This window comes from Paenibacillus sanfengchensis (assembly GCF_036864765.1).
GTDB lineage: Bacteria > Bacillota > Bacilli > Paenibacillales > Paenibacillaceae > Fontibacillus > Fontibacillus sanfengchensis.
Genome location: NZ_JBAGJC010000002.1, coordinates 310,863 through 334,651, shown reverse-complemented (window position 1 = coordinate 334,651; position 23,789 = coordinate 310,863). Strand labels below are relative to the sequence as shown.

Annotated in this window: 19 protein-coding genes; 13 read left to right on the top strand and 6 right to left on the bottom strand. The window is 55.8% G+C overall.

All coding sequences use genetic code 11. The features are described 5' to 3' along the window. Positions 1-3: 3 nt before the first annotated feature. Positions 4-693, bottom strand: a complete 690-nt coding sequence (locus V4U84_RS04920) for a GntR family transcriptional regulator (protein ID WP_334072341.1) — start codon at positions 691-693, stop codon at positions 4-6. Between the two features lie 194 nt (positions 694-887). Between V4U84_RS04920 and V4U84_RS04915 the strand changes: the two genes are divergently transcribed. Beyond that, on the top strand, positions 888-2,030 hold the full coding sequence (locus V4U84_RS04915; RefSeq protein ID WP_334076837.1) for a glycosyl hydrolase family 8: 1,143 nt from the start codon (positions 888-890) through the stop codon (positions 2,028-2,030). A gap of 1,017 nt (positions 2,031-3,047) precedes the next feature. Here V4U84_RS04915 and V4U84_RS04910 read toward each other — a convergent pair. Both V4U84_RS04910 and V4U84_RS04905 read right to left on the bottom strand, forming a co-directional pair. Beyond that, the gene (locus V4U84_RS04910; protein ID WP_334076836.1) at positions 3,048-4,100 is read right to left on the bottom strand and encodes an anthranilate phosphoribosyltransferase; all 1,053 of its coding nucleotides are present in this window, start codon (positions 4,098-4,100) and stop codon (positions 3,048-3,050) included. Positions 4,101-4,134: 34 nt separating this feature from the next. Next, entirely contained in the window at positions 4,135-4,740 is a 606-nt protein-coding gene (locus V4U84_RS04905; protein ID WP_334076835.1) for an ANTAR domain-containing response regulator, read from the bottom strand. 494 nt (positions 4,741-5,234) lie between these two features. On the opposite strand from V4U84_RS04905, the gene nirB reads away from it, so the two are divergent. The 5 genes from nirB (at position 5,235) to V4U84_RS04880 (ending at position 10,240) form a co-directional block, all read left to right on the top strand. Then, positions 5,235-7,670 carry a nitrite reductase large subunit NirB gene (nirB, locus tag V4U84_RS04900; protein WP_334076834.1) on the top strand — a complete coding sequence of 812 codons (2,436 nt, stop codon included), beginning with the start codon at positions 5,235-5,237 and terminating at the stop codon, positions 7,668-7,670. A 61-nt stretch (positions 7,671-7,731) separates the two neighbouring features. After that, positions 7,732-8,049, top strand: coding sequence for a nitrite reductase small subunit NirD (nirD, locus tag V4U84_RS04895; RefSeq protein ID WP_334076833.1), 318 nt, complete (start codon positions 7,732-7,734; stop codon positions 8,047-8,049). Positions 8,050-8,071: 22 nt separating this feature from the next. Continuing rightward, on the top strand, positions 8,072-8,959 hold the full coding sequence (locus tag V4U84_RS04890; RefSeq protein ID WP_334076832.1) for a formate/nitrite transporter family protein: 888 nt from the start codon (positions 8,072-8,074) through the stop codon (positions 8,957-8,959). Continuing rightward, entirely contained in the window at positions 8,956-9,753 is a 798-nt protein-coding gene (cobA, locus tag V4U84_RS04885) for a uroporphyrinogen-III C-methyltransferase (RefSeq protein ID WP_334072334.1), read from the top strand. Before V4U84_RS04890 ends, cobA begins: the two co-directional genes overlap by 4 nt. Positions 9,754-9,982: 229 nt before the next feature. Beyond that, the gene (locus V4U84_RS04880; protein WP_334076831.1) at positions 9,983-10,240 is read left to right on the top strand and encodes a hypothetical protein; all 258 of its coding nucleotides are present in this window, start codon (positions 9,983-9,985) and stop codon (positions 10,238-10,240) included. A gap of 98 nt (positions 10,241-10,338) precedes the next feature. On the opposite strand, the gene V4U84_RS04875 is transcribed toward V4U84_RS04880, so the two are convergent. The 3 genes from V4U84_RS04875 to V4U84_RS04865 form a co-directional block, all read right to left on the bottom strand. Continuing rightward, entirely contained in the window at positions 10,339-11,388 is a 1,050-nt protein-coding gene (locus tag V4U84_RS04875; protein WP_334076936.1) for an LLM class flavin-dependent oxidoreductase, read from the bottom strand. Positions 11,389-11,865: 477 nt separating this feature from the next. Further along, positions 11,866-12,696 carry a carbohydrate ABC transporter permease gene (locus V4U84_RS04870; RefSeq protein WP_334072331.1) on the bottom strand — a complete coding sequence of 277 codons (831 nt, stop codon included), beginning with the start codon at positions 12,694-12,696 and terminating at the stop codon, positions 11,866-11,868. Beyond that, positions 12,696-13,583 (bottom strand): carbohydrate ABC transporter permease, encoded by an 888-nt coding sequence (locus V4U84_RS04865; RefSeq protein WP_334072330.1) that lies wholly within the window; start codon positions 13,581-13,583, stop codon positions 12,696-12,698. Before V4U84_RS04865 ends, V4U84_RS04870 begins: the two co-directional genes overlap by 1 nt. A 157-nt stretch (positions 13,584-13,740) precedes the next feature. Here V4U84_RS04865 and V4U84_RS04860 point away from each other — a divergent pair, with 157 nt between their 5' ends. The 7 genes from V4U84_RS04860 to pdxR all read left to right on the top strand — a co-directional run bounded on the left by V4U84_RS04860 (position 13,741) and on the right by pdxR (position 23,783). Further along, positions 13,741-15,567, top strand: coding sequence for a cache domain-containing sensor histidine kinase (locus V4U84_RS04860; RefSeq protein WP_334076830.1), 1,827 nt, complete (start codon positions 13,741-13,743; stop codon positions 15,565-15,567). Continuing rightward, entirely contained in the window at positions 15,560-17,209 is a 1,650-nt protein-coding gene (locus V4U84_RS04855) for a response regulator (RefSeq protein ID WP_334072328.1), read from the top strand. The genes V4U84_RS04860 and V4U84_RS04855 overlap by 8 nt, the downstream gene beginning before the upstream one ends. A 136-nt stretch (positions 17,210-17,345) precedes the next feature. Next, positions 17,346-18,668 (top strand): extracellular solute-binding protein, encoded by a 1,323-nt coding sequence (locus V4U84_RS04850; RefSeq protein ID WP_334076829.1) that lies wholly within the window; start codon positions 17,346-17,348, stop codon positions 18,666-18,668. A 129-nt stretch (positions 18,669-18,797) separates the two neighbouring features. Beyond that, positions 18,798-20,924 carry an alpha-galactosidase gene (locus V4U84_RS04845; protein WP_334076828.1) on the top strand — a complete coding sequence of 709 codons (2,127 nt, stop codon included), beginning with the start codon at positions 18,798-18,800 and terminating at the stop codon, positions 20,922-20,924. A 184-nt stretch (positions 20,925-21,108) separates the two neighbouring features. Continuing rightward, complete coding sequence (locus V4U84_RS04840) at positions 21,109-21,534, top strand: SRPBCC family protein (protein ID WP_334072325.1); 426 nt, start codon at positions 21,109-21,111, stop codon at positions 21,532-21,534. A 2-nt stretch (positions 21,535-21,536) separates the two neighbouring features. Then, positions 21,537-21,971 carry an ArsR/SmtB family transcription factor gene (locus V4U84_RS04835; protein WP_334072324.1) on the top strand — a complete coding sequence of 145 codons (435 nt, stop codon included), beginning with the start codon at positions 21,537-21,539 and terminating at the stop codon, positions 21,969-21,971. A 345-nt stretch (positions 21,972-22,316) separates the two neighbouring features. After that, on the top strand, positions 22,317-23,783 hold the full coding sequence (pdxR, locus tag V4U84_RS04830) for a MocR-like pyridoxine biosynthesis transcription factor PdxR (protein ID WP_334072323.1): 1,467 nt from the start codon (positions 22,317-22,319) through the stop codon (positions 23,781-23,783). Positions 23,784-23,789: the final 6 nt, after the last annotated feature.

Below are 23,789 nucleotides of genomic sequence, written 5' to 3'. Positions count from 1 at the left end.
TGGTTATTGCTCCGTTTTGCTGAAATAATCCGGGAATTTCTCCTGCAGCACGCTTAAGTTCGCGATACTCAGTCTTAAATGTTCTTTCATCGTCCGCTCGGCAAGTTCTTCATTCCGCTGCATTACCGCGTCGCCCATGGCCCGATGCTGATCATACAAATGGTCCCAATGCGGGTCCGTTTTCAGCCACAACACCCGAGTCCGGTTCAGGTGGGCGTTCATCTGCTGGATGACGGACCAGGTACCCAGCTTTCGGCACCCTTCAAACAAAATCCGGTGAAACGCCTCATCCAGCTCGAACATGGCGCTGCCGTCATGCCGGGCCAGGGCATCCCGCTGAAGCTCAAGGTTGTCATTCAACGCGAGGAGCGATTCTTCAGGAAAATTCCGGCAAGCCAGACGAATTACGGCCCGTTCCAACTGCTCCCGCATGAACCGCGCCTCCTCAACCAGAGCGGGATCGATCAGCGAGACGCGGGTCCCCCGCTGCGGCAGCACGACGAGCAGCCCCTCCTGCGCGAGCCGGACGAAACTTTCCCGGACGGGCGTTCGGCTGACCTGAAAGGCGACGGACATCTCTTTTTCCGACAGTGCCGTCCCCGGTGGGAGTTCCAGATTAACAATTTGCCGCTTCAGTTGCGCGTAAACGTGGTTTCCGGCCGATCCGGCCGCGGAGTCTGCCAATGATTTCAAACGATCACCTCCTGTTCGGTTTCATACTACCATACAAGTATGGCAGTGTAACTGCACAAATTAAAGGAATTGGCAAAGTCAGGCTTGATTTGGGTAAAAAAAGGCGTGATCTGCGCATGGCAACGCGTTCCATCCTTTGGTACCTTTTGGGTAAGCGCTAACATTAAAAAAGAAGCAGGAGGATGTTTTTGCCGATGAACGCGTTAAAAGGAGCTTATTATACGGATCGATATCGGAATTTGCTGGCCGACTACGGTTATGAGGAAGAGGAGATTACCCGGCGGGTAGAGGCCGCCTGGCGTGAGATGTTTGAGGGTGACGAGCAAACCCGGATTTATCATGAATCGGGGAGCGATATGGGGTATATGCAGGATACGGGCAACCATGACGCGCGCACCGAAGGAATGTCCTACGGGATGATGATGGCCGTGCAGATGGACCGCCGGGACGTGTTCGACCGCTTATGGAAATGGGCGGTGGAATACATGTACGTGACGGAGGGGGAGAATGCCGGTTATTTCGCCTGGTCCTGCGCGCCGGACGGAACCAGACTGTCGGACGGGCCAGCCCCGGACGGGGAGGAGTATTTTGCGATGGCGCTGTTTTTCGCCTCCCACCGCTGGGGGGATCGGGAAGCGCCTTTCAATTATGGCGAACAAGCGAGGGAACTGCTGCGCACCTGCCTGCATAAAGGAGAGGACGGCAAAGGGTATCCGATGTGGAATAGGGACAACAAGCTGATCAAGTTCATCCCGAACTGCGAGTTTACGGACCCGTCCTATCATTTGCCGCATTTTTACGAGTTGTTCGCTTTATGGGCGGACCCGGAGGACCGGGCGTTCTGGAAGGAGGCGGCCGAGGCCAGCCGGCGCTATGTGCAGGCCGCCTGTCATCCCGTGACAGGGCTCGCCCCGGAGTACGCCCATTATGACGGAACGCCGAACCATGTCCGGGGGTTCGGGCACTTTTTCAGCGACTCTTACCGGGTGGCCGCCAATTTGGGACTGGACGCGGAATGGTTCGGCGGAGCAAAGTGGGAGCGGGAAACCGCCGACCGGATTCAGGCTTTTTTTGCGGATAAAACGTCTGACGATTACCGCAGGTATACCATTGAGGGGGAACCTTTCGAGGAAAAAGCGCTCCACCCGGTCGGCCTGCTCGCCACCAATGCGATGGCCTCGCTCGCCACGGAGGGAGCGAATGCGCGCGCCAGCGTGGAACTGTTTTGGAACACACCGCTGCGGAGCGGGGATCGCCGCTATTACGATAACTGTCTCTATTTCTTCGCCTTGCTTGCCTTGAGCGGCAGATATCGCATTTGGAAGCCTGAAGCGTGAGGGAAGGGGGCGCGTGGCCGCCCATTTCAGCTTAGACGGGCAGGTAATAAGGGCTTTTTGCGGCGTAATTTTGTCGAATTCGGCTTATCGCCATGGAATAGCGGTCTTATAGGCTTATAGGGCCCTATTTCGGCAAAAAGCCGGCCAAATGCTGAGCCATGGATGGGCATATGTGCCCGGGTTGGGGACCTGGACGGCAGATTAGCGGGAAAATCTCCCGTTAAATAACGCGCGAGTGGACAGAAGCGAGGATTACCTGGAAAAAGTCCCGCTAATCTGCCGTGATTGGGCCGGATTGGCCCAAATGGGCTGAATTAGCGGGAGGAAATCCAGCTAATTGGGCGAGGCCCCACCAATGGAGCGAAATTAACGGGAGGAAATCCCGTTAATGCGAGGGGACGACGGGATTGGACCACATGGACTCATGGACATCACATTCAGAAGATCGAGGCACTCAGGTGAAGGATTAGTTAGTTGAGTAACATGATTTGCCTGCGGTGCTTAGTTGCGATAGGAGATGAAGGCAAGTTAGAGCTTGGACATGTTAGGCTGGGCGAGGGCAGGCCTAGCCTTGGGGTCGGGCACGGCCATGGTTGGGCATATGTGCCCGGGTTGGGACCTGGGTGGAGGATTAACGGGAAAACCTCCCGTTAAATAACGCGCGAGTGCCCAGGAGCAGCAGCCTCGATAACATAGAATTTCTGCAAATCTGCTTGTTTTTTTCCTGTTCGGAACAGAAAAATGAAAATTCCTGCGATTCTGCAGGAATTTTCGGCGAAATCGGCTCGATCCTCTAAAATCGTCAGAAATGCCTGCAGATTTGCATCTTTTTTCGAATCCCCTCGGGAACCGGCCTAAAATACCTGCAGATTTGCATCTTTTTGGAGTTGGGAGGGAGTTGGAAGGGACGAAAAAGTCGCTTAGGCTCCTTGATCCCCGTAGGTTTAAGGGTGAGGTACTAACTAGAAGCGCACTTGTTCGCGACAACCGAGAACCAATTAACCCACCCGTACCGACTTAACGCCGGGCCAACTGCCCGTTTCCGTTCAGAAGGGTCTCCCGCCACCGGTTGAACGCCTGCCATGGACCGCCGCCGTCCAACAAGGATTTGCCGATATAAATCCCCTCTTCGACGGAATCGGCGCGGCCCGTTACATGCAGACGCAAAGCGCCGTTCAAAATCGTCTGGTTGATGAAGGCCTGGTGGGCTTCCCCGGTCAGGACGGCTTCGGTCACGCGCAGTTGCTCGGCGGCGGTCCATTGCATTTCCGGCGGCACCGCCTCGAGCCCGTAGGCCTCCGGGTCGATTACCCGGAGCCGGGCCCCGTCCGGATCGACCGTATAAACGCGCGTAGGACGATCGATATGGACGTCCTCGGAGCCTTCCGCGCCCTGGACGATCAGGGATTTTTGGTAATTCAGCCGCTGCAGGAGCTGGGCGGTCCGGTCGAACACCGTGTTGTGAAATACACCGTACACGATATACGGGGAGTGGCTGTAGTCGACCAGCTTCTCCACGGTATTGAGGATCGTGCGGAGGCCGAGCTCTTCCCGCAGCTCCCGCAGGTTCCGCAGCGGGGGACACCAGGCTTCGGCCGGCACGACCAGCACGCCGCTTCCCTCGGCCGCGGCCGCCGTCCGGTCACGGGAGACCGCCTCTTCGTCCAGCCCCATGGCATGGAGCACATCCATCAGGGTAACGCCCCATTTGGGCGGAAGCGAAGAGGTGCCGTGCAGCGTTACCGGAACGCCCGCCGCAGCCAGCACAAAGGCGGCAGCGAATCCGGCCATGAAGGAGCTTTTTCTTCCGTCATACGGCCCGGCGCAGTCCAGTCCGTGTGCACCACGCGGGATGCGTACGGCACGGCTGCGGATTACCTCAATGAAGGCGGTCAGTTCTTCCACGCTCTCCATTTTGATCCGCTCCGCCAGGAAAAAGGCTCCGATTTGCGCCGGCGTCGCCTTCCGGTCCAGAATTAGCTCCGCGGCGGCGAGCGCTTCCTCGTAATTCAGGTCGCGGGCACCGCGCTTGCCCCGCCCGACTTCCTTCAATATTTCCGTCATGTTCATACGGAATTCCTCCTTGTGAACCCGCCTGGCTTTGCTAGGTTTTTAATTGTTGGTGGGCCTTGACGATCGAGGTGGCGATGTCGACGATTCGTTTGCGTTCATTCATCGCCCGCCTGCGCAAAACGTCATAGGCTTCCGCCTCCGGAATCCGGTTTATTTCGCACAAAATGCTTTTGGCCAAATCGATCCATTTGCGTTCTTCCAGCCGGGAGACCAGTTGGGCCCGCTCCTCGAGCCATTGATGGCGCTCAAAAAAGTGCTTGCCTCCCAGGTGGAGCGCCCAATGGAGTTCATGGGCGGACATGGAGGGAGTCAGGATGCCGTCCACCGGGACGTCCTCCTCGCAAGCCTCCAGAGAGGAGGCGGCCGTTTCGGCGCTGCACCACCAAAGAAGCGGAACCGGCTTCCACCGGGACAGCTGCTTCTCCCAGTCATGAATTCCCCTGATCGGTAATTGCAGGACGACGGCATCGGCCTCCTGGACTTTTTTGCGGATTTCCTGGCTTCGGCAGGAGGCCAACACCTGGTAGCCGTGGCGTTTCAGCAGATGCTCCGGCCCGGCTTCACTTCCGGGCGCATCGGGTGGTCCCTCGTGTTCCTTAAGGGAGGCAGCTTCGCGAATGACCAACAGGAAACGCATCGGAATATAACCCTCCTATTCATTCCAACTTCAACAACCAACCCGTCATAAAACCTTACACAAACTCATCCTGCAAGAAAGTTTTATCTGTATTTTCGCGTGGTATTTCAGAAAAATCAATATAATTTTCGTAATAAAGCATGGATTAAGTGACATAATTGCTTTCAAAGTCTGAAATTACAGTTAAGTAACATGTTATGTTATGTAATTTAAACAAAACGAGATATTTTAAAATTTTATGTCATGTATATTGACATGGAATGAATTGTTGGATATAGTAGCCTCAACGATGAATTACCAAACGCATAGTCAAAACCATCGGACACAATGGCGTGCCGATGTTGAAGCGGCAACGGAGCCTGTCTTCGCCAGAATCAAGGGATTGGAAATGAGCATGAAACCTGCATGCTTGTGACCGGTCTGTGGCGGAGCAGGCTTTTTCTGTTATGCAACGCTTGTACGAAGGACAAAGAAACGGAAGGGGAGAACCGGACATGGATGAAAAGAAGAAACTGGTGCTGGTCGGCAATGGGATGGCGGGGATGAGGACGGTTGAGCATGTGCTGAAGCTGGCCCCGGACGCTTATGAAATTACCGTTTTTGGGGCGGAGCCTCATCCGAATTATAACCGGATCATGCTGTCCTCCGTATTGGCGGGCGGGTCCGATTTAAAAGAAATTGTTATTAACGATTTGGATTGGTATGCGGACAACGGAATTCGCCTGTACACCGGGGATGCGGTGGTCAATATCGATACGGGGAAGAAAAGGGTTGTCTCGGAGTCCGGGGTGGAGGTGGAGTACGATGCCTTGATCGTGGCAACGGGTTCCAATCCGTTTATGCTTCCGCTGCCCGGCGTGAATAAAGAGGGCGTTATCGGGTTCCGCGACATTAACGACTGCCATTTAATGATGGAGGCTGCGAAAAAATATAAAAAGGCCGCCGTCATCGGAGGCGGGCTGCTGGGCCTGGAGGCGGCGAGAGGACTGCTGCATTTGGGGATGGATGTCTCGGTGATCCATATCCATTCTTATTTAATGGAGCGCCAGTTGGATGAGCCGGCGGCCAAAATGCTGCAACTGGAGCTGGAAACCCAAGGCATGAAATTCCTCATGGCCAAACAGACCGCGGCGATCCGGGGAGGGCGCCGGGCCGACGGGCTTGAATTCGCGGACGGCAGCTCTCTGGATGCGGACCTCATCGTCATGGCCGTGGGGATCAAGCCGAATGTGGAGCTGGCCAAATCCGCGGGACTGCAGGTCAACCGGGGCATCGTCGTGGACGACTTCCTGGAAACCAGCGTTCCGGGCATCTATGCGGTTGGCGAGTGTGCGGAACACCGCGGGATCGCCTACGGCCTCGTGGCTCCGCTGTACGAACAGGGCAGCGTGCTGGCGAAGCGGCTGGCGGGCGTGGAAACCGGCGGCTATACGGGTTCGGTGACCTCGACGAAGCTGAAAGTGTCGGGGGTGGACGTTTTCTCGGCCGGGTATTTCATGGACGCCCCCGGAACGCGATCGATGCGGATTCAGGACGACTTGGAAGGTACCTATAAAAAAATCGTCCTTCAAGACGACAAGCTGGTCGGTGCCGTGCTGTTCGGGGATACGTCGGATGGAACCTCCTTGTTCGCGAAGATCAAGAGCGGGGAGAGCGTGGCCGGCAAGGAGAAGGAGCTGCTGCTGGGCTACCCTCCCGGAGGGGGGACGGCCGTTTCACCGGCAGCCAGGCTCGCCGCCATGGCCGATGACGAGATCATCTGCGGCTGCAACGGCGTGTCCAAAGGCACGATCGTGAACGCGGTCAAGGACGGCTGCGGCACGGTCGGCGAAATCAAGGCCTGCACGAAAGCGTCCGGTTCCTGCGGCGGCTGTAAGCCGCTGGTCGAAGGGTTGTTGGAACTGTACGGGGACGGAACCGCGAGCGAGTCTGTCAAAGAGGGCATCTGCGGTTGTACTTCGCTGGGACGCGACGAGATTGTGGAGAGTATTCGGGCGATGTCGTTAAAGTCCGTGAAAGAGGTCATGAACGTGCTGGAATGGCGCGAACCGGAAGGCTGCTCGAAATGCCGCCCCGCGCTCAACTATTACCTGGGCATGCTCTGGCCGGCGGAATATATGGACGAGAAGGAATCCCGCTTCGCCAATGAGCGTTACCACGCCAACATCCAAAAGGATGGCACCTATTCCGTCGTGCCGCGCATCTACGGCGGGGTAACTTCCCCGGCCGATCTCAAGCGGATCGCGGCGGTGGCGGAGAAATACGACGTGCCGATGGTCAAGTTTACCGGCGGACAGCGGATCGACCTGCTCGGCGTAAAAAAAGAGGACCTTCCGAAAATTTGGGCCGAGCTCGATATGCCGTCGGGCCATGCTTACGGCAAGGCTTTGCGCACCGTAAAAACCTGCGTCGGCTCCACGTTCTGCCGGTTCGGCACCCAGGATTCGATCGGCATGGGGATCGCGCTGGAGAAGGCCTTCGAACGGCTCAACACGCCGGGAAAAGTAAAGCTGGCCGTTTCCGGGTGCCCGCGGAACTGCGCCGAGGCGACGATCAAGGATCTTGGCGTTGTCGCGATCGACGGCGGCTGGGAGCTCTATGTCGGCGGCAACGGAGGCGTCAAGGTTAGGGCGGCCGACTTGCTGTGCACGGTGAAGACGGAGGAGGAAGTCATGGAGTGGACGGCCGCGTACCTGCAATTTTACCGGGAGCAGGCCAACTGGAACGAACGCACGGCGCAATGGGTGGAGCGCGTCGGACTGGAGACGATCAAAGCGGTGCTGGAAAACGCCGGGGAACGCCAGGCTCTGGCCGCCCGGATCGAAGAAACGCTGAGCCGGACGACCGATCCGTGGAAGGAGATCATCAACAACGAAGAGCTGCGGAAAAACTTCGAACCGCTGCCGAGCGCGGAGCCGGTCGTGGGGTAACACGGGCTATTTTGCGGAAGGATGCCATGAATTGAATGGATTTTTTGGGGAGGGAACAGCCATGCTGACGAAAATAAAAATCGCTCAAGTGCAGGATATCGATGCGCTGGGCTCACGGACTTTTACGGTGGGAGATAAAGAGATCGCCCTGTTCCGGCTAAGTGACGGCAGCATTCATGCCGTGGAAAACCGCTGCCCCCACAAAGGCGGGCGGTTGTCGGAAGGGATGGTGTGCGGGTCCAACGTACACTGTCCGCTGCACGATTGGAAGATCGATCTGCGAAGCGGCAGCGTCCAGGAGCCGGACAACGGTTCGGTGATTGTGTATGAAACGGAAGTGGACGCCGCGACGGGCTCCGTCTACATCACTATAGACTAACTGGAACAGGGAGGCTGGGCCGATGGATTATGTAAAACCTGCGGAAGTACTTGAAGGAATAATAGAAGCGGGAGCCAATAAGGCTGCGTTGGGAATCCGGCAAATGCTGATCAAAGGCTTTTTGGCCGGTGCCATTCTGGCTTGTGCGACGACGCTGGCCTTCACCGCGACGCAGCAGACCTCGCTCAGTCTTGTGGGCGCGCTGATTTTTCCCGTCGGTTTCGTCATCATTATTCTGCTGGGCTTGGAGCTCGTTACGGGCAGTTTTGCGATGATTCCGCTCGCCGTTCTGGAACGGAAGGCCACCTTCCGGCAGATGCTGACGAACTTCGGCTGGGTCATTGTCGGCCACCTGCTCGGCTGCGCCCTGTATGCCGTACTTTATGGCCTGACGATTACGAAAATGGGGACCGATTTGAGCCATCCCCTGGTCCAAACGCTGATCACGACGAGCGAAGCCAAAACCCTCGGGTATAAGGAGATGGGCCTCTCGGGCCTGGGACTTGTGCTGATCAAAGCGGTGCTGTGCAACTGGATGGTGACGTTAGGCGCGGTGATGGCTTTTACTTCGCGTTCGACTGCGGGAAAAATCATCGCCATGTGGCTGCCGATTCTGATCTTTTTTGCTCAGGGGTTTGAGCATGCGGTCGTCAACATGTTCGTCATTCCCGCCGGGATGCTGCTGGGGGCGAAGGTCAGCCTGGCGGACTGGTGGGTGTGGAACCAGCTTCCGGTGTTGGCCGGAAACTTGCTCGGGGGCATGACTTTAACGGGCCTGGGGCTTTATTTTTCGCTGAAAAAGAAAGCTTCCCCCGCGACCCCCGCAGGTTCCCCGGTTGAGACGGGCGAGGGACGGGGCGAGGTCCGGTTCATTCCGGCGTCCGCCTCCCGGGCGGGGGAGGGCGTATGATGCGCCCGGGGAAGGGCTTCGTGAGCATTGTCGGAGCGGGCCCCGGCGATCCGGAGCTGATCACGGTGAAGGCGCTCAAGGCGATCCGCGCGGCAGACGTCATCCTGTACGACCGGCTGGTGAACGTGGAGCTGCTCACCTACGGCGATCCGATCGCCGAGCGGATCTACTGCGGCAAGGCGCCGGGGCGGCACGCCATGACGCAGGAGATGATCCAGCGCCGGATGATCGACAGCGCGCTGGAGGGCAAACGGGTGGTCCGCCTCAAGGGCGGGGACCCGTTCGTGTTCGGCCGCGGCGGCGAAGAGGCGCTGGCGCTGGCCGCCCGGGGCGTCCCGTACGAGGTGATCCCGGGCATCACCTCGGCGATCGGCGCGGCGGCCGCGTCCGGCATCCCGCTGACGCACCGCGGCGTCGCGGCCTCCTTCGCCTGCGTGACGGGCAGCCGCTGCCCGGGCGCCGAGGCCGACGAGGACGGCGGCGGGCCGTCCGTCCGGTGGGAGCTGCTGGCCCATGCCGTCGACACGCTGGTGATCTACATGGGCGTCAGCCAGCTGAAGGAGATTCGCAGCGAACTGCTGCGGCACGGCAAGGCCGCCTCGACGCCGGTGGCGCTCATCGAGAGCGGGACGACCCGGCGGCAGCGTACGTTCACCAGCACGCTCGGCGAGGTGCACAAGCTGGCCGCGGCCGTGCAGATCAGCAATCCGGCGCTGATCGTGATCGGCAAGGCCGTGCTGGTCCGCGAGCAACTGGACCAGCTGGAGCGCCAGGCCGCGGCGATGATCGGATAAGACGAACAACGGATGTCCCGGGGACATCCGTTGTTCGTCGTTTGGAGGGGAGAAGATCCCCGGCGCGCGTTCCGTGATTGGACCTCGAGTGTACGCAAGCTATCATTAATTTGCCGGGGACGCGTCGCTCCCGAAATAATTACATCGCAATTGCCGGCATCTTGCTCTTATCCACCTAGAGTGGTAGTTATTAATTAAAGAATAATTCCACTTTTGAGAGGGTGAGAAATTGAAAGTTATCGAATTGGCCATTGTATTAGATGATAAAGAGGGAAACTACGCTGAAAAATTTGACCTGGTTGCCTTGCCTTTTGTTCCAAGAAAAGGAGAAATGATTTTATGGAATCATAAACTTTATCGTGTGCTGGATGTTATGTATGGTTTTGATACGAACCCGTACGACTATAATTTTGATGCCAGCCCTACTACTCAAAGTTCGGTGGCTCATAATGTAACTTATAAAGTTTTTTTGAAACCTGATAGTTAAAAACTTTGAAATATATTTGCCGCATTTATTCAAAAGACTAAGGGGCTGCCTCCAGATCATTCAATCTGTGGAGACAGCCCTTTTAACATGTGCAGCACTTAGTTGTTTTTGAGCTCGGCCAGCAGCTCGTAAGAGCGTAAACGGGTTTTATGGTCATAGATCTGTCCGGCGACGATCAGTTCGTCCGCGCCGGTCTCCCGAAGGATTTCCTCCAACCGGGTGCGGACCGTGGTTTGGGAACCGATGGCCGAGAAGCCGAGTTGACGTTGGACGAGCGCTTTTTCCTGCGGCGTCCAGATCTCTTCGAGACTGTCGACGGGGGCGCTCAACTGCCCGGGGCGGCGGCGGATCAGATTCAGGAATTGCATCTCCTGCGAAGTCGCAAGCCTGCGGGCCTCGGCGTCCGTGTCGGCAACAATCACGTTTACGCCGACCATGGCGTACGGCTTCTCCAGGTGGACCGACGGCTGAAAATGGCCGCGGTACAAATCCAGTGCCGGCAACAGGTAGTCCGGCGCGAAATGGCTGGCGAAGGAGAACGGCAGGCCGAGAGCGGCGGAGAGCTGTGCGCTGAAACCGCTCGAGCCAAGCAGCCAGATCGGGATGTTGAGCCCTTCGCCGGGGACGGCCCTTACCCGCATCGAGGAACTCGATACGGGGTGGAAATATTCCCGAAGCTCGCGCAGCCGCTCCGGGAAGTCCTGGCCGTCGCTGCCCGGCCCCCGGCGGAGGGCCTGCGCGGTGAGCTGGTCGGAGCCGGGCGCCCGGCCGAGGCCGAGATCGATCCGCCCGGGATACAGCGTCTCGAGCGTCCCGAACTGCTCGGCGATCACGAGCGGTGAATGGTTCGGCAGCATGATGCCGCCGGAACCGACGCGGATCGTGCTCGTGCCGCCGGCCACGTAGCCGATGGCTACCGAGGTGGCCGAGCTGGCAATGCCCGGCATACTGTGATGCTCGGCGAGCCAGAAACGGTTGTAGCCCCATTTTTCGGCATGGCGGGCCAAGTCCAGCGTGTTCTTTAGCGACTGGGCCGCCGTGCTGCCGGCGGTGATCGGGGCGAGATCCAATATGGACAGAGGAATCGCGGACAACGGTCTGTTATCGGAAACTTTAGTGGAATGAAGGCCGTAACTAAGCTCAGACATAAGATCGATACCTCCCAATTTTACATACTTTAGATCACTATCATACCAAAAGTAACTGCAAAGATGAAAGTGGGGCGGTTTCTGATACCTTTTCATTATTATGCCCTACTCCGCTTGGGTTGACCGAATTTCCCGCATATTTGAATTTTCTGGAATATCGGGGAGAACGCCGGAGCCAATAGACCGCTTAGACCAGACCGCTACGCGCTAACGGAAGCCATAGCTGCTATTTCGTGTTTTAAGAGCGAATTGGAATTTTAACGGACCCAGTAGCGGCTATTTCGGCAAAACGAGGTGATTTTGTCGGTAATCAACACAAATAGGCGCTATGGCTTCCGTTAGATTTGTTAAAGGGCGGTTTAGCGCGAAATAGCGGCTATTGTGTCCGTAAGTCCGTAAGTCCGTGAGAGCCGCGATGCCCTGGCGCAAATAAAACGTCCCATCCGGCACAAGAGGTGCTGGATGGGACGCCCGGGTTTAGCCTTTCACCGCGCCGGCGACAACGCCTTTGACGATGTATTTTTGCAGGAAGATAAATACGACGATCGAAGGGAGCACGGCCATCACCATGGCGGTCATCGCATACTGCCAGTCGGAGGTGTATTGTCCGACGAAGGTGTAGGCGGCCAGCGTGAGCGTCTTGGTGTCCGGCGAGCCGTTGACCATCAGGAGCGGGAGCAGGAAGTCGTTCCAGATCCACATCACGTCGATGATGATGATGGTTGTCGTCACGGATTTCAGCAGCGGGAAGATGACGCTGAAGAAGAGCCGGAATCCGGAGGCGCCGTCGATTGTGGCGCTTTCGTCGATCTCCTTCGGAATGCCTTTGACGAAGCCGTGATAGATGAACAGGGCGAGCGGGGCGCCGAAGCCCCAGTACATAATGCCGAGTCCCCAGGTGCTTTCGGCAAGATGCAGGTTTTTGGCCATTTGCAGCACGGTCAGCATGATCGACTGGAACGGGATCAGCATCGGCATGATGCAAAGGAAGTAGATGATGCCGCTGGCTTTGGATTTCGTGCGCGCCAGTTTATAGGCGGCAATAGAGGAAATCAGCACAATGCCGGCCAGGCCGAGAACCGTGATGACGGTGTTGTTCAGGAACAGCCGCGGATAGTTGATGAATTTCCATACATACGTATAGTTTTCGAACGCCAGCGCCTTGGGCAGCGCGATGACGTCGGTCATGACCTCGGAGAAGCTTTTGAGCGAGTTGATGATGGTCAGGAACAGCGGATACAGGAATATCAAGGACAAAATGACCATCACGACTTCGAGCAGAATACGTCCTGTTTTGTTGGATTTCATTAAGCCTCAACCTCCCTGCGTTTAAAGATCGTTAGCTGGATTACGGTGATGACGAGTACCGCGACGAACAGAATGAGCGCTTTCGCCGTACCGTAGCCGTACAAGTTGTTTTGGAACGTGTCGCGGTAAATATCGTAAGCGACCGAGTATGTCGTTCCGCCCGGACCACCGCCCGTCAGGGACAGGATGACGTCGAACACTTTGATCGAGTTGGTCAGCGCCATGAACACGGAGATCGTAATCGACGGAGCGAGCAGCGGCAGCGTGATGTTGAAGAAGCGGCGGATCGGCCCCGCGCCGTCCACGGTTGCGGCTTCCTTCAGGTCGTCCGGCACCGATTGGAGACCGGCGATGTAAATCACGAGATAGAAACCGATGGACTGCCAGAGCGAAACCAGCAGAATCGAGATGAAGGCAAGCCCGGGTTCACCCAGCCAACTGAGCTGGAAGAGTCCCCATCCGGTGCTTTCGCCCAAAGACTCGAATCCTTGCATGAAGATGAACTTCCAGATAAAGCCGACGATGACAAGGCTGAGGATGTAGGGAATGAAGAACGCGGCTCTCAGCCAATTGGTCGATTTCAGCTTCATATCGAGGACCAGCGCCAGCAAGATGGCCAGCACGTTGACCAGGATAATGTACAGAATCGCATATTTAATGGTGAACAAGGCCGCGTTGGTAAAGTTGGCGTCCCCCATGAAGATTTGCTTGAAGTTATCCAATCCGATAAATTTCGGATGCTTCGAAATCCCGTTCCATTTCGTCAGGGAATAGCGGATCGTCATGATAAACGGATAATAAAACACGGCAATGACGCAAATTAGAATGGGAAGTGTAAAGGCTCCGAATTCGAGCTTGTCGGCACGTTTTCTCCCTAGTTTCATCATAATGCACCTCTTTTTCGTGGCGATGGTTTAAATTCGCTGTTGTATTTCAGTTATAATGCAATTATAGGACAGGGGGTATTCGGTCTAAATGGATTTAAATAAACAGTTAAGGGTAAAAAGGTGAACTGTGAAAAAAAGCGCAGATAGGATGGAGCCGATGATATACCGCATAGACAGAGCCTTCCGCAACCTGATCGAGCCGATTTCCCGCAGGCTGGTCAATAAGCTTATTTTGTTTTTTTCCACGATTATTATCCTCGTTGTCGGTTCGTTAACCATCATTTCGTACAACATGCTCCAGCGGGAATCCGTGGATCATAGCATCGAAAGCACGGCGAGCAATCTGAAGCTGGTGAATCAGAATCTGGAGGATTATCTGGAGGGGATTGAGCAGTTGTCCTTACCGCAAATCCGATACGACGATCTGATCCGCGCGATTATCAACGAAGATCAGGACTATGCTTCCAAAATGTATCTGGAGGATTACCTCCGCAGCCTGTTCTACTCGCGCGACGACTTGAGCAGTATCTACCTGTACCTCGTCGGGAAGGGCAAATACTATTCGATTACCCAGGAAGCTTACGATATTAAGCTGCGGATCAGTTACGAAGGGAAAATTCCGGAGCAGGCCTGGTTCAAAGAGGCTATGGAAAGCCCGTATAACAGGTCCTACCAGTCTTTTCTGGATCCCAATGCGAAGACGGGCTATACGGCGATTATGGATCCGGGGTTTATGGCTTATCACCGGGTGCTGCGGTCCATTGCTTCCAGGGAGCCGCAGGCGGTGATATCATTTTATTTAAAACCGGATATGAAAAATGAAATTATGCGGGACATCCCGTTTGAAGATGGAGAGCACCTGCTTTATCTGGATCCCCATAATGTCCCGTTCCATGCGGACAATCTTGAATTTTACAAGCAATTGAAAGAGGCCGGCGGACTTCCCCCGTCGGGCGAAGGCGTGGCGGCCGGACCGATGACCTGGACCGCGGAAGGTCAAAAATATCTGATCGTATATAATGTAGGGGAGCAGGACGGCTGGAAGCTGGTCAAGCCGATCCCTTACAGCAATATCTATGAGCCGGCCCGGGTAACGCGAGACTTGAACTACTTAATCGGATTTATTTTTCTGGTGATTTCCGTCGTCTTGGTTACGCTGATCTCCAACGCGATTACGAAGCCGCTCAAAAAGCTGTCCCATCAAATGAAGCGGTTCAGCGAAGGAACCTTCGATGCCGAGGCACCGGTGAAGGGCAGGGATGAGATCGCCTATCTGACGCGGCATTTCAACCGGATGGTATCCCGGACCAATGACCTGATCAATGAGCGGTATAAAATGAAGCTGGTGGAGAAAAATGCGATTTTAAAGGCGCTGGAGGCGGAGATCAATCCTCATTTTTTATATAACGCCCTGCAGGCGATTTCCACCAAAGCGCTGAAGAGCGGCGATTTTGACGTCGCAGACATGGTGGATGCACTGGCCCTCACGCTGAGATACTGTATAAGCGGAAAAGACATCGTGTACGCTAGAGAAGAACTGAAGCATATCGAGCGGTATTTGGCCTTGCAAAAAGCCAGATTCGGGAGCCGACTCGACGTGTCTGTCGAATGGGACGATTCGTTGATGGAGCTGCAAATCCCCAAGCTGTCCATTCAGTCGCTTGTTGAAAACTCCATCAAGCATGGGGTGGAGAAGGTGTCCGTGGCCATCCGCATCGTAATCCGGGCGGAACTTGGTGATACCCATGCGGTCATTACGGTGGAGGATAACGGTCCGGGAATTCCGCCGGCCCGGATGGAGACAATTCTGGCATCATTCCGTACGGAGTGGGAAGAGCAGGAAGGGGAGAACATCGGATTGAAGAACTTGCATACCCGGCTGGTTCTCCTTTACGGAGAGGAAGCGGGCTTAAGGATTGAGAGCGGGGACAAAGGCACGAAAATGATCATGCTGATACCGCGGGGAGGCCAAAGTCATGTATAAAGTGCTGATCATTGACGATGAAGAACCGCTTCGCGAAGCGATTCGCATCCTGGGCGATTGGGAACGGCTTCAGGTAGATACGGTACTGGAGGCCACGGACGGCAAGTCCGGGCTTGAAATGGTTCGGGAACATAAACCGGACCTCGTTATGGTCGACATGAAAATGCCCGAAATGAACGGGGTGGAGTTTCTGCGCGCGATGGAGACGGAATTTCCCGAGCTTTTAACGATTGTGATCAGCGGGTACAACGATTTCGAATTTACCCGGCAGGCGATCCATTCCAAAGTGCTGGACTATCTGCTTAAACCGATCAACCGCCTGGATCTGAATCAGGCGCTCGGCAAGGCGGTCGGCCTGCTGGAGGCGAAGCGCCAGATTCGCAGTGAATCGATCACGCGGAATATCGCTTTTAATATGTCGCTGCCTAAGCTGAAAGAGAAGATTTATTTCTCCATTATCGAGCGAAGCTTCAAAAAACAGAGCAATAAGGCTTTTCTGGCCCTGATCGGCGCCGAGGAGGAAAACCTTCGCTACGGGACGCTCGTCTTGCGGATTCTCAATATGGAGTCGATTCGGGACAGCCGGTTCAATTCGGATACGGAGCTGCTCTATTTTGCCGTGGCGAATGTAATTAACGAGATGTCCGATGACGGCCTTCAATGCTTTAGCTTTGCCAATCCGAAGCAGGAGCGGGAAATCATCGCGGTGTATACCGCCAACGGCGGTTATCCGCAGGAGCTGCTGTTCCGCTCGGAACAGTTGTTGAAACGCGTCGTCTCCACCTTAAGTTCCCTGTTCGGCATCATTGCGGCGGGCGGTGTCGGCCGGCCGTGCGATGACGCGCTGGAATTGGCTGACTCTTATGAGGCGGCGGGTTCCTCGCTGCAGGCGATCGACCTGTTGAAGCTGACGGGCAAGGCGGTGATCGGTTCCGGGGACAAGCAGACGGTCCGCGACGTCCATTCCCTGACGGGACGGATGCCGATCCTGCGCAGCGCCGTGGAAGCGGGAAACCTGAACCACGCCAGAACAGTCCTCGGCGAATTTGCCCGCAAGGTCCGGGCCTCCGCTTTTTTCGGCCTGGGGGATGCCGACCGTATGGTCCGCGAGATTGTAGTGCTTTTCAATGATATGGCCCTCGAACTCGGAGTGTCGCCGGACCGGCTTCCGTCTTTCAGCGGGGAGCGCGGGTTGCGCTCGGTTCGGGTGAAGACCGATTTTGCGACCTTCGACGAATTCGAGGGCTTGCTGATGCGGACCCTGGAATACTACAGCGAGCAAATCCGCCAGGCGATGGCCGGAAGGCGCCCGTTCAATGTAGAGGACATCAAGGAATATATCGATAACCACTATTATGAGGATATTAAAATATCTATGTTCACGGAGAAGTATTTTCTAAGCCGGGAATATTTGATGAAGCTGTTCAAACAGCAGTACGGCTATGGCATACATGAGTATATTCAAAAGATTCGTATGGACAAAGCGCAGGAACTGTTGAACGATTCCACGCTAAAAATACAGGAAATTTCCGAAATGCTCGGATACAAGGACAAGAACTATTTCAGCAAAGCTTTTCGGAATTACTACGCCATTTCTCCGTCGGAGTACCGGAGTCAGCGGGCGGAAAGGGCTAAAAAGTGAACTAGCCTATAACATTACTTTTTTACCCTTAACAGACCACATATCTACATTTTTATTGGGCACCCTTTTCTTTAGAATAGGGAGCATAGAAGGTCAAACCTCTAGCGCAAACACAATAAGAAAGTGGGGGTATGCAATGAAGAAGAAGATTTGGGCGGGTCTATTTAGTCTGACGCTGATCATGGGCCTCTTGTCCGCTTGCGGCGGCAACAATGCGGCGAATAACGGAGCGGCTGGTGGAACCAACGCAGGAAATGGCGGCGCTGCGGACGACAACAAGAAGGTAACAATCAACATGTTCACAGCTTCCCCGGAGTATACGGATGCGTTCAATGCTTACATCGCAGAGTATAAAAAAGTGAAGCCGAACGTAACGATCAATCTGGAAATTATGCAATCCGACTACAACACCGTATTGAAATCCAGAATCGCGGCAGGCAGCACGCCGGACGTATTCCAAACGACCGCGGGCGGGGACATCGATACTTACGCGGAATACAGCGCCGACTTGACGAACGAACCGTTGGCGGCAGCCATGACGGATGCCGTTCGCGCCAACATGAGTTCCAGCGACGGCAAAGTGCTCGGTCTGCCGGTGAAAGGCAACCTCTTCTCGATCGTATACAACAAGAAATTGTTTGAGGATGCTGGTATCACAACATTCCCTAGAACGACAGCCGAGATGGAAGACGCCATCGCCAAGCTGGAAGCCAAAGGCATCACGCCATTCGCCAATGCCTACAAAGAATGGTGGGTATGGAAGCACCTCTTCCAACACTTCGTGGATGCCGCAGCACAGGATGCCGGCGTAACTCCGAAAGAACTGGTCGACAAATTTATCGCCGGGGAAGCCAAAATCAAGGATTATCCTTTACTGTACAATAACTTCTTCGCTTATGTTGACACTACGGTAAAACATGGTACGGACAAGCCTCTGGAGCGCGACAGCAACGCTCAAGTCAGCGACTTCGCCTCCGGCAAGGCGGCGATTCTGAACGGTAAGGGCGCATGGGACGAAGAAGCGATCAAGAAAATTACGCCGGACATCCAAATCGGCATCGCGGGTTACCCTGTCAGCGACAAACCGGAGCAATCCCAAATCATTACGGGGGCCGACCAGGCGCTGCGGATCAACAAAGATTCCGCTGTAGCGAAGGAAACGATTGAATTCTTCAACTGGTTGTACACTTCGGAATACGGTAAGAACTGGTTCTCCAGCGTTGCGAAAGTAATCCCTCCAATCAAGGACGCTCCGCTTCCTGATCTGGATATGCCGAAGCAAATGGACGAGATTTTGAAAAAAGAGCCTTCCGGCGACCTCTCCATCAACTACTCGCTGGATACGTTCCACCAAAAATTTGGTGAAATTATGCAGGCTTACATTGGCGGCAGCAAAGATAAAGACGCTGCTGTAGCCGAAATCGAACAAGCTTGGGTACAACTCGGTTCCGCTCAATAATACCGGGCCGCGAGTCACTCGCCTTAACGCAGCACCGCCTGGTGCTGCGTTAAGTTTTTTTCGGGGATCGGAAGGTATAGAATGAAGATAGTACTACGAGAACGCATGCAGGATGCGAGGAGGAGAACGATGACGAAGACCCGGAAGATAGAGTTGAAGGAGAACGGATTGTACCTGGTTCTGGAGATTACGGAAGAACAGGATGTCCGGCTGCTGCATTTCGGCGCGGTGCCGTACGAGGAGCAAAAGGTGCGCGAGGATCAGAAACAAGGCTTCCGCCTGATGGAACTGCAGCTTACCGGCGAAGACCGGGAGGAATACCACGGCCGGACGCACCGCGCCACCTACCCCGGACTGCGCATGCGCTATGCCGGTCATACGGATGTCCGGAACGAGACGGGGCGCAAGCTGGAAATCACGCTCAAGGACCCGGTAACCTCGCTTTCGGCCGTGCAGCACATTCAGTTTTATGATGGCGTTCCCGCCGCCCGCGCCTGGGTGGTTTTATGCAATGAAGGAACGGAAGAACTGGGCGTGGAATATGTCTCGTCCTTCGCATTGACCGGAATCGACAAGGAGGGTGTACGGTCCCGCGACGAGAAAATGAAGCTGTTCATTCCGCATACGGGGTGGCAGAGCGAACTGCAATGGAGAGCGTACCGGCTGCCCGAGCTGGGATTGTCGCATTTGACCGACCGGTCCTCCAAACGGATTTCTTGCAGCAATACCGGGTCTTGGTCCGCCGCGGAACATATTCCGATGGCGGTGCTGGAGAACGAGGAGGCGGGTACGGCCCTTTTCTGGCAGATCGAGCATAACGGTTCCTGGCATTGGGAAATCATCGACCAGAACGATTATTTGACCGCGCTGATCAGCGGACCGACCGAACATGACAACCATTGGTGGGACAAGCTGGCACCGGGAGAGCGGTTCGTCAGCATCCCGGTCGCCGTGGGCACGGTATCCGGCGGATTCGATGAGGCCATCGGAGCGCTGACCCAATATCGGCGCAAGATTCGCCGACCGAACGAGGATAGCCGGCTGCTGCGGGTGATTTTTAACGATTACATGAACTGCCTGTGGGGCAGCCCGACGACCGCGAAGTTGCTGCCGCTGATCGATGCCGCCGCGGAGGTGGGAAGCGAGTATTTCTGCATCGATGCCGGTTGGTATGCCGCGGGAGAATGGTGGGACGGCGTAGGCGAGTGGCTGCCGTCGGAGGAACGCTTCCCGGAAGGGATCAAATACGTCCTCGACTATATTCGGAGCAAGGGCATGATTCCGGGCCTGTGGCTGGAGCTGGAAGTGATGGGCATCCACAGTCCCAAACTGAAAGATACGGATGACAGCTGGTTCTTTATGCGGCACGGCAAACGGGTCAAAGACCGGAGCCGGTATCAGCTGGACTACCGGAATCCGGCGGTACGGGCGCACGCGACCGAGGTGATCCGCCGGTTGGTCGAGGACTACGGTGTCGGCTACATCAAGATGGACTACAACATCAACGCGGGCATCGGGACCGAAACCGGGGCGGACAGCGTGGGCGACGGGCTGCTCCAGCATAACCGCGCCTATCTGGAGTGGCTGGACGGCATTTTTGCCCGTTATCCCGACCTCGTCATCGAGAACTGCTCCAGCGGCGGGATGCGCATGGACTATGCGATGCTCAGCCGTCACAGTATCCAGTCCACCAGCGATCAGGAGGACTACGTCAATTACGCGGCGATCGCGGCGGCTTCCCCGTCCGCGCTGACGCCGGAGCAATCGGCCATCTGGTCTTACCCGCTGCGGGAAGGCAACGACGAGGAAGTCGTGTTCAACATGGTCAACGCGCTGCTGCTGCGCGTGCACCAGAGCGGCCACCTGGCCGAACTCAGCCCGCGTCGGCGGGAGCTGGTGAAGGAGGCGCTGGATTACTACAAAACGATCCGCGCCGATATTCCCGAAGCGCTGCCGTTCTGGCCGCTCGGCTTGCCGACCCAGCAGGACGAATGGGTAAGTCTTGGCCTCCGGCGGGAGGACCGGATTTACCTGGCCGTGTGGCGGGTACGGGCTGTCGAGACGGGCAATCCGCATGAGCCGGCGGAGACAACCATCCCGCTGGACTGGTTAAAGGGTAAGCCGCTCCAAGTACGCTGCGCTTACCCGCAGGATTTTGCGGGGGATTGCGTCTGGAGCGCCAAAGACGGGGAACTAAAGGTCGTCTTGCCGGCCGAGAAAACCGCAAGATTGTACGAGATTACCGTGGGGGAGTAGTGAAGCGGTAAGAAATGCTAGTTTAACAAAGCCGTATCCCATGGAATGAAGAAAGGGCCGTATTCACAACCTATAGTGGAGTACGGTCCTTAATTTCAGTTGACAGGAAACCGTTTGGTTTCATATAATGACGCCATGCTTAAAAATGAAACTAAAAAGTTTCCTAATGGAGGGAGAATAGATTATGGAAGATAAGATGAATGAAACGCTGCCGGATATCCGGCATACTATTTTATTGCATGCAACGGCAGAGAAGGTTTGGGAGGCCGTCGCTACGGCCGAGGGATTGTCGGCCTGGTTTATGCCGAATGATCTGAAGCCGGTGGTTGGACATGAATTTCATTTGCAGGCAGGGCCTTTCGGGCAATCTCCATGCAAAGTAACGCTTGTGGATCCGCCGAACAAGTTGTCTTTTAATTGGGGTAAAGATTGGACGCTGACCTTTGAACTGGTGGAAAAAGAGGGGCAGATCGAGTTTACGCTCATCCACGGCGGCTGGACCGCGGCTCAAGTGACGGAGTTCGGCGAGCCCCATGACATTGTGCGCGACCGGATGGACCAAGGCTGGGCCGGCCTTGTTAACAAGCTGTCCGCCTACGTCGGAGGTTAACGATGACAAACGCGGCTGCCGCGCCGAAACAAGATGTCTTTCAAGCGGTCGCTGATCCGACCCGGCGTGAGCTTCTGGGTTTGCTCGGCGACCGGGAACTGCCGCTGAAGGAGCTGACCGGCCACTTTTCGATGAGCCGGACCGCCGTTTCCAAGCATCTTCGCATCCTCTCCGATGCGGGACTGGTCCGGGACCGGAAGGTAGGCCGGGAAACTCGCTACCGGCTCGACGCCGATCCGCTGCTCGAGCTGAAGCGCTGGCTCGCTTACTTCGACCGCTTCTGGGAGAACAAGCTCTCCCTGCTGAAGCATTATGTCGAATCCAGCCCGGACGCCGGTACGCCCGCTGTTGCGGAAGAACGCCTCCGGCTGGCAAGGCCGGCACAGCAGCAGACCTTGCCGCAGCAGGCGTCCTCGGTTCAGGCCCCTGAGGATTGACGGTGAAACTGGAGCGGTCATTCCAGTAAATTAACTGGAAAACCTCCAGTTAATTTACGCGTAATCGGCCAAATCACCAATTTTGCTGGAAAACCTCCAGGTAATTCGCGGCCTTCCCGCGTGTTGGCTCCCTTTGAGGCGAATTAGCGGGAGGTAATCCCGTTAATTCGCTTGGTGAGGGCAAAAGGTCAAATTAACGGGAGGTTTTCCCGTTATCGCCGCGCCGCCCCACGTTCCCCTTTCTCGCCGCCATATGAGAACCGCCTCCGGGTCAAAAAAACGGATCGGCGGTTCTTTTATTTTTGCGCCGGTTTGTGCCATCATGAGGGTAAGGAGAGATGAAGCATGTTCAATGATTTTCGGCTTGCCGCAGGCCGTCCGGTTTATATCCAGGTCAGGGACTACCTGAAAGGGCTGATCCTGAAAGGTGCTTTGCAGAGCGAGCAAAAGCTGCCGTCCACGCGGGAATTGGGAGAACTGCTGGGCGTGAGCCGCAACAGTGCGATTTCCGCCTATACCCTGCTGGAAGAAGAGGGATTTATTTATGCCAAAGCGGGCCGAGGCAGCTATGTCGCTTCCGACGCGACCCTTCCCGGGCCGGCGGCGGCCGCCGAACCATGGCGGATGGACTGGAAGGACCGGATGAGCCGGCAGGCGCGGCAGGCGGTAGAGCTTGATCATATGAAACGCGGCCTCCGTGCGGAGAAAGGGACGATTTCATTTACCAGCATCGCGCCCGATGAACAGCTGTTTGATCTCGAGAACGTCAAACGGGCTTTTTTGGACCGCATGGCCATGGAAGGCCGGGTGCTTTTGAATTACGGATATGCCAAGGGCTACAAGCCGTTAATGGAATATTTGCTGAACTATATGGAGAGCAAGGGCGTTGATTTGCAGGGCAAAGACATCCTTATCACCAACGGATTCACGGAAGGTCTCGACATCGTATTGTCCGCACTTCACCGAGACCGTGGGGGTGCGGTCATTTGCGAGAATCCGACGCACTATACGGCGATCAAAAATCTCAAGCTGCACGGCTTTGAGATCACGGGCATCCCGATGGATGCGGACGGGGTAAACCTGGAGAAGCTTGAGGAGGCTTTGGCGGAGCGGCCTTACGATTGCGCCTATCTGGTGCCTTCTTACCATAACCCTACAGGGATTGTCACTTCAGCGGAAAAAAGACTGGCCCTGCTTCGGCTGCTCGGCCGCTACCGCATCCCGGTCATCGAGGACGGGTTCAATGAGGAACTGCGTTATTCGGGCTCGCATGTGGCTCCGCTGATCGCGATGGCGGGAACGGGCAACAGTGTCATCTACCTGGGCAGCTTCTCGAAAGTGCTGTTCCCGGGGATCCGCGTCGGCTGGGTGCTGGCGGACCGCTCGTTGATCGACAGCCTGGAAAGCGTAAAGCGGGCGCGCAGCATTCACACCTCAACGCTGGATCAATCCGTGCTTTTTCAATATTTGCAGAACGGAAATCTTGAGAAATATTTAAAGAAAGCCCGCATGGAGTATAAGCGGAAATACGAATGGACCAAAGCCTGCTGCGAGCGCTACATTCCGTACAGCCGGCTTTCGGGGAGCGGGGGGCTGCATCTTTTTATCGAATTCCCCGAAAACTTCGACACCTGGAAACTGCTGGAGGCCTGCTCGAAACAAGGCGTGATCTTTACGCCCGGAGATATGTTTTATACGGATGGACGGGGGCGGAATACGATGCGGATCGGTTTCTCCAGAGTATCGGATGAGGATATCGGCACCGGCATACGTCTGATCGGCGAGACGGCGGCAAAAATGATGGGGGACTGACGGGAA

Coding starts and splice junctions, on each gene's coding strand:
- pdxR (WP_334072323.1), top strand. CDS start 22,317: ATGTTCAATGATTTTCGGCTTGCCGCAGGCCGTCCGGTTTATATCCAG.
- V4U84_RS04915 (WP_334076837.1), top strand. CDS start 888: ATGAACGCGTTAAAAGGAGCTTATTATACGGATCGATATCGGAATTTG.
- V4U84_RS04840 (WP_334072325.1), top strand. CDS start 21,109: ATGGAAGATAAGATGAATGAAACGCTGCCGGATATCCGGCATACTATT.
- nirD (WP_334076833.1), top strand. CDS start 7,732: ATGCTGACGAAAATAAAAATCGCTCAAGTGCAGGATATCGATGCGCTG.
- V4U84_RS04905 (WP_334076835.1), bottom strand. CDS start 4,740: ATGCGTTTCCTGTTGGTCATTCGCGAAGCTGCCTCCCTTAAGGAACAC.
- V4U84_RS04875 (WP_334076936.1), bottom strand. CDS start 11,388: ATGTCTGAGCTTAGTTACGGCCTTCATTCCACTAAAGTTTCCGATAAC.
- V4U84_RS04845 (WP_334076828.1), top strand. CDS start 18,798: ATGACGAAGACCCGGAAGATAGAGTTGAAGGAGAACGGATTGTACCTG.
- nirB (WP_334076834.1), top strand. CDS start 5,235: ATGGATGAAAAGAAGAAACTGGTGCTGGTCGGCAATGGGATGGCGGGG.
- V4U84_RS04850 (WP_334076829.1), top strand. CDS start 17,346: ATGAAGAAGAAGATTTGGGCGGGTCTATTTAGTCTGACGCTGATCATG.
- V4U84_RS04910 (WP_334076836.1), bottom strand. CDS start 4,100: ATGAACATGACGGAAATATTGAAGGAAGTCGGGCGGGGCAAGCGCGGT.
- cobA (WP_334072334.1), top strand. CDS start 8,956: ATGATGCGCCCGGGGAAGGGCTTCGTGAGCATTGTCGGAGCGGGCCCC.
- V4U84_RS04860 (WP_334076830.1), top strand. CDS start 13,741: ATGATATACCGCATAGACAGAGCCTTCCGCAACCTGATCGAGCCGATT.
- V4U84_RS04890 (WP_334076832.1), top strand. CDS start 8,072: ATGGATTATGTAAAACCTGCGGAAGTACTTGAAGGAATAATAGAAGCG.
- V4U84_RS04865 (WP_334072330.1), bottom strand. CDS start 13,583: ATGATGAAACTAGGGAGAAAACGTGCCGACAAGCTCGAATTCGGAGCC.
- V4U84_RS04835 (WP_334072324.1), top strand. CDS start 21,537: ATGACAAACGCGGCTGCCGCGCCGAAACAAGATGTCTTTCAAGCGGTC.
- V4U84_RS04870 (WP_334072331.1), bottom strand. CDS start 12,696: ATGAAATCCAACAAAACAGGACGTATTCTGCTCGAAGTCGTGATGGTC.
- V4U84_RS04855 (WP_334072328.1), top strand. CDS start 15,560: ATGTATAAAGTGCTGATCATTGACGATGAAGAACCGCTTCGCGAAGCG.